This is a genomic window from Nesterenkonia massiliensis (assembly GCF_000455245.1).
GTDB classification, from domain to species: Bacteria; Actinomycetota; Actinomycetes; order Actinomycetales; family Micrococcaceae; genus Nesterenkonia; species Nesterenkonia rhizosphaerae.
Genome location: NZ_HG005168.1, coordinates 121,003 through 123,023, shown reverse-complemented (window position 1 = coordinate 123,023; position 2,021 = coordinate 121,003). Strand labels below are relative to the sequence as shown.

1 protein-coding gene and 1 pseudogene are annotated in these 2,021 nt (G+C 62.7%); one reads left to right on the top strand and one right to left on the bottom strand.

What is annotated here, in order from left to right; genetic code table 11:
* Positions 1-770: MBL fold metallo-hydrolase (locus TX78_RS14330; RefSeq protein WP_044495158.1), on the bottom strand; the 770-nt coding region annotated here is incomplete at its 3' end.
* Positions 771-915: 145 nt separating this feature from the next.
* Here TX78_RS14330 and TX78_RS14325 point away from each other — a divergent pair.
* Positions 916-1,835: pseudogene (locus tag TX78_RS14325) on the top strand (IS3 family transposase); the annotation flags it as partial.
* Positions 1,836-2,021 lie beyond the last annotated feature (186 nt).

Below are 2,021 nucleotides of genomic sequence, written 5' to 3'. Positions count from 1 at the left end.
GGGCCTTCTTTGTTCTCGCGCTTCATCCGCCCGAAGTAGGCGTGAGCGTCAGGCTGACCGTCGAGGAGCTCATCGATGAAGCCCTGCTCGTCATCGGCGGCAAGGTGCTTGGACCACCAGGCATTGGCCCGCTCGTAGCCGACCGTGGTGGCCGGCAGTGCGCCCAGGGCCTTGCCGCAGGCGCTACCTGCGCCGTGGCCGGGATAGACCAGGATGTGGTCGGGCAGGGTGAGGAACTCGTTCTTCAGGCTGACATAGAGCTGCTTGGCGCCCTCAAAGCGGGTGTCCTCTCCCCCGGCAGCCTCATCGAGGAGGTCCGGGCGGCCGAGGTCTCCGGCGAAGACGAAGTCTCCGGAGATCATGTAGCCGGGGTCATCGCTGAAGGCGCCGTCGGTCACCAGGAACACCAGATGCTCTGGGGTGTGGCCAGGGGTGTGCCGGGCCTCCACGCGGATGTTGCCCAGGGTGATCACGTCACCGTGCTTCAGCCGGGTGGCATCGAAGCCGTACTGCCAGTCCTCGCCCCCCTCGCCGGAGACGAACGCTTCGGCACCTGCCGCGGCCGCGAGCTCACGGGTGCCGGAGAGGTAGTCGGCGTGGATATGGGTCTCGGCGACCTTAGTGATGCGCATGCCATGGTACGCGGCGAGGTCGAAGTATTCGCCGACGTCGCGGCGGGCGTCGATGACCATGCCCTCGCCGGTGGCCTGGCAGCCGATGAAGTAGCTGGCCTGGGCAAGGTCCTCGTCGTAGATGCGTTCTAGAAGCATGAGATCGCTCCCCTTCCTGACAGTCGATGGATACCCCGGGGGGTATATATGCCAGTCTGACATATACCCTCGGGGGTATACAAGTCGGGGCAGAAGCGCCCTGGGTTTCTTGGAGACTTCATCGTTTGAAAAGGGAGATGGAGATATGCCTACAGAGATCACCCCGGGGAACCCGAATACGCGGCAGTACTCCAAGCAGGAGAAAGAAGCCGCGGTACGGATGCTCCAGCAGCTGCGTAAGGAGCTGGGCATCGACTATGGCACGATCAAGCGAGTCGCTACCCAGCTGGGCTACGGGGTTGAAACTGTCCGGAAATGGGTGCGGCAGGCTGATATCGATAAGGGTGAAGCCTCTGGGGTGAGCACCGAGCAGCCTGAGCGGGAGAAAGCCCTGGTACAAGAGGTCAGAGAGCTGCGCTGGGCTAATGAGATCCTGCGCCGGGCTGCGACTTTCTTCGGGGCGGTGCTCGACCGCCAGTCACCGAGGTAGTCGCCTTCATCGAGGCGAATAAGGACCAGATCCTCGAGGGCAAAAGGCTGGGAGTCGAGCCCATCTGTGCTGTGCTGCGCGAGGCAGGCATGCAGGTGGCTGCCAGCACCTACTACGCCGCCCGCAACAGGCCACCCTCGGCACGGGCGGTCTGGGACAGGCAGCTGATCCCGAAGCTGCAGCAGATCCCGCTCAAAATTACGGGGTCTATGGGGTGCGGAAGCTGTGGAAGGCCTTCCAACGGGCAGGGGTGAGCATCGGTCGGGATTAGACCGCCAAGGTGATGAAAGCAGCCGGGTTGGAAGGTGTTCAGCGGCGAAAGGAAGTCCGCACCACCAAGCCTGATGCAGCAGCGTCTCGGCATCCTGATCTGGTCAACCGGCAGTTCACCGCTGTTGCCCCGAAATCGGCTGTGGGTCACTGATCTGACCTTCGTGCCCACCTGGGCAGGTATCGCCTATGTGTGTTTCATCATCGACGCGTTCAGCCAGATGATTGTCGGCTGGCGGGTGGCTTCGAATATGCGCACCGAGACCGTGCTGGACGCGATCGAGATGGCCCGCTGGGCCAGGGGGACCGAAGCATGAGCCCTCGCTCTTCCCTGATCTTCTTCTGCCTCGGAGTAGTGCCCATCGAACACCTCCATCGGGTAGGTGTTGCGACGACCAGTTGAATACGGCCAGTTTCGTGCACGGAAACTGGTGGGTGCTCTGAACCGGCATGACTTGGTCGGATCGATGGGCCGATTCGGTGCCGCGGGT